The 3,006-nt window shown below is 49.1% G+C and carries 4 protein-coding genes and 1 pseudogene; 2 read left to right on the top strand and 3 right to left on the bottom strand.

All coding sequences use genetic code 11. The annotated features are described in order from the left end of the window. Positions 1-282: pseudogene (locus tag C0K55_RS25465) on the top strand (ferric reductase-like transmembrane domain-containing protein); the annotation flags it as partial. A 359-nt stretch (positions 283-641) separates the two neighbouring features. Here C0K55_RS25465 and C0K55_RS25460 read toward each other — a convergent pair. From C0K55_RS25460 to ccdA, 3 genes are read right to left on the bottom strand one after another with little or no spacing between them, the layout of a single operon-like run. Continuing rightward, positions 642-1,448, bottom strand: a complete 807-nt coding sequence (locus C0K55_RS25460; protein WP_105266993.1) for a site-specific integrase — start codon at positions 1,446-1,448, stop codon at positions 642-644. Next, complete coding sequence (gene ccdB / locus C0K55_RS25455; RefSeq protein ID WP_001159871.1) at positions 1,449-1,754, bottom strand: type II toxin-antitoxin system toxin CcdB; 306 nt, start codon at positions 1,752-1,754, stop codon at positions 1,449-1,451. 1 nt (position 1,755) lies between these two features. Beyond that, positions 1,756-1,974: a type II toxin-antitoxin system antitoxin CcdA gene (gene ccdA / locus C0K55_RS25450; RefSeq protein WP_000813639.1), complete on the bottom strand. Its 219-nt coding sequence runs from the start codon at positions 1,972-1,974 to the stop codon at positions 1,756-1,758. Between the two features lie 663 nt (positions 1,975-2,637). Here ccdA and C0K55_RS25445 point away from each other — a divergent pair. After that, entirely contained in the window at positions 2,638-2,904 is a 267-nt protein-coding gene (locus C0K55_RS25445; RefSeq protein ID WP_105266992.1) for a hypothetical protein, read from the top strand. Positions 2,905-3,006 lie beyond the last annotated feature (102 nt).

Raw genomic sequence — 3,006 nt, 5'->3', positions numbered from 1 at the left:
ACGCTCGGAATTATCAGTTGGCTGATTTTACTGGCTTTAACATTCACTTCCACGCAGGCGATGCAGCGAAACTTAGGCAAACGCTGGCAACAATTGCATAACTTCGTCTATCTTGTCGCGATCCTGGTCCCCATACATTATCTGTGGTCAGTAAAGATTATCTCAATGCAATCAGTAATTTACGCTGTCCTGGTGTTGCTACTTTTAGGCTTGCGTCATAATAAATGGTTTTCTCTGTTCAAAAAGTTACAGAAGTTGTTTCACCACAAAATTACAACATAATCTGTGCGTCTCCTGCAGACACTTAGGTTACGTGAGCTGGCAGTAAATATTTAATGGTGTTGTCCAACTGGATAACCTAAACAATGTGCGTCAATGGCATGTAAGACGGTACGCTGTGATTTCATATGGCGCAGGAGAAAACCGCCGAAGCCCGACGTAAGTCTGTGCGGTCGTCCTTCCGTCCTGCAATGCCATGCGCCCAGTCAGCGATGATAATGCTTCTTTGCGTAGTCGGAGTTGCCAGCGTCAGTGATATAAGACAGTAATCACCATTGTTAGTATGAAGAAATAACCAAGTCTGTCTCCCATCCCAGGGGAGACTTGAGGTATTTCCCATATACAGGCCAGAGTATTTATTCTCAGGATAATTGTTTCAGCATCGAAACCGCATCAGATTCCGGCATCGAAAACTGCACCCGGTGCCGTGCAGCCACATCGAGCGCAAACACCTTCGTGTAGACCTCCGTTGAGCTGATGGACTTATGCCCCATCAGGCTCTGCAGGACCTTCAGCGGTATACCGGCATACAGCATGTGCATCGCATAGGAATGGCGGAACGTATGTGGCGTGACCGGGACAGAGAACGTCACACCATCAGCGGCAGCGGCGGCAACCGCTTCCCCAATCCAAGTCCTGACCGTTCTGTCCGTCACTTCCCAGCTCCGCGCTTTCTCTGTCCTTCCTGTGCGACGGTTACGCCGCTCCATGGGTATTTTCAGTGTTGCCACCATCGTCTGCAGCTGGCTGACGTACCAGGAGTCAGAGAGCGGAACCAGCCGGTGAGTCTGCTGACCGGCGGGCATTATTCCTGCCGTCCTGGCAGCTTTTTCGGTCCGTTGTTTCAGGGTCGCAAGCTGCACAAACGAATACGGAGGCGCAAGCGAAAAATCCCCCCGCGTCAGCGCCAGTGCTTCATTAATGCGTGCTCCGGTGTTCCACAGTGTGGCCAGCAGCATCTTGCGGCGCAGATCCGGGACGTAATGGAGCAGGGCACTCACTTCTGGAGCCAGCAGATATTTTGGCAGTTCATCATGTACCATCGACATCTGGCGGAGTGCCAGAGCTGCAGGATAATCAATGGCAACAGGCAGCGATGCAGGCTGTCCGGCAGAATACACTGCCGGTACCATGACTGCAGACTGGCTGTGTATAACGGAGCCTGACATTTATATTCCCCAGAACATCAGGTTAATGGCGTTTTTGATGTCATTTTCGCGGTGGCTGAGATCAGCCACTTCTTCCCCGATAACGGAGACCGGCACACTGGCCATATCGGTGGTCATCATGCGCCAGCTTTCATCCCCGACATGCACCACCGGGTAAAGTTCACGGGAGACTTTATCTGACAGCAGACGTGCACTGGCCAGGGGGATCACCATCCGTCGCCCGGGCGTGTCAATAATATCACTCTGTACATCCACAAACAGACGATAACGGCTCTCTCTTTTATAGGTGTAAACTTTAAACTGCATTTCACCAGTCCCTGTTCTCGTCGGCAAAAGAGCCGTTCATTTCAATAAACCTGGCGACCTCTGCCATCCCTTCCTGATTTTCAGCCTGCCAGCGTTCAGCGCGCAGTCGCCGGGCTTCGTTCTGCATGGTCGTACTGACCAGACCGGAGATATTCACGTCATACGCCTTGAGCAGCTGATAGCTGTCGCTGTCAACTGTCACTGTAATACGCTGCTTCATAGCACACCTCTTTTTGACATACTTCTGGTATGCATATCAGTATATATTCTTATGCCGCAAAAATCAGCGCGCTAATACACATACTGTTATCTGGCTTTTAGTAATCCTTGGTTATTTTACCTTGCATTATGTTAACTAATAAAAATTAAAATCAGACTTATAAAAACAAAGCATAATTATCGAAGAACCATTTCCGTCAGATCCGACTTTCCTGAATATCACAACTTTCCGGAAGTGTACCACACTGAGGAAATCATCATATCGCTGTTTTCCGCCCCTGCGCGGCGCATCACAGGCAAGGGAAATAACACAACATATAGTGTCATCAGCAGCTGAATGCAGCACTACATATTGTGCTTACAGGAGGTGGCGTTGTGTGGGGGGTGAGGAGATCCGTGACTGCAGATTTTCGGATCTTCTGTGAAAAAAGATCCATATGGCAGACATCTGCATACTTAGGTTCACCCCCTGTGCATGAACTTCATACCGGATATGTCATGCATATCCAAAATATTCGGGAGTTAAATATGAAAACCGCATCCATTTTCAAAAATGGCAATAACCGCGCCATCCGCCAGTCCCTCATCTGGGTTTTGAGGGGGAGAGCGTTCGAGAAGGAAACTGCATTATTTTGCGGCCGGTCGGGCTGACCTGGGGCATTTCTTGAATTCGAAAAAGTCTTCACCGCGTCACGTCCAACTGGCCAATGAATTCTGCGACCGCCTCAATGCTGTCCTGCCCCAGGATTACGCCGCAGCAAATACTACCGCAGAGATTAAAGTGACACTGCGGCCAGCCAGGACGCCAACCGAGTCGAAAGACACGGCAATTGCCGGACACACCATCACCACAGGGGTGATGGTGGTGACAAATAATATGAGGGAGTTCGTGCAAGAGTTAAAGTCAGTATTTGAAGACTGGGTTCAATAAGTGTGTTGTGTTCAACAGTTGAGATCACAGCCAAGAACAGAAGCAGTGCAAACAGAAGTAAAAATATCTAATATAATGCAGAATTACGTAATAGTTGTTGAA

It is taken from the genome of Escherichia sp. MOD1-EC6098 (assembly GCF_002965865.1).
GTDB classification, from domain to species: domain Bacteria; phylum Pseudomonadota; class Gammaproteobacteria; order Enterobacterales; family Enterobacteriaceae; genus Escherichia; species Escherichia marmotae.
The sequence above is the reverse complement of the archived record's forward strand: the minus strand, read 5'-3'. Positions and strand labels throughout refer to the sequence as shown.

Excerpts from the sequence above, each read along its gene's own strand:
- C0K55_RS25460 (WP_105266993.1), bottom strand. The coding sequence starts at position 1,448 with ATGTCAGGCTCCGTTATACACAGCCAGTCTGCAGTCATGGTACCGGCA.
- ccdB (WP_001159871.1), bottom strand. The coding sequence starts at position 1,754 with ATGCAGTTTAAAGTTTACACCTATAAAAGAGAGAGCCGTTATCGTCTG.
- ccdA (WP_000813639.1), bottom strand. The coding sequence starts at position 1,974 with ATGAAGCAGCGTATTACAGTGACAGTTGACAGCGACAGCTATCAGCTG.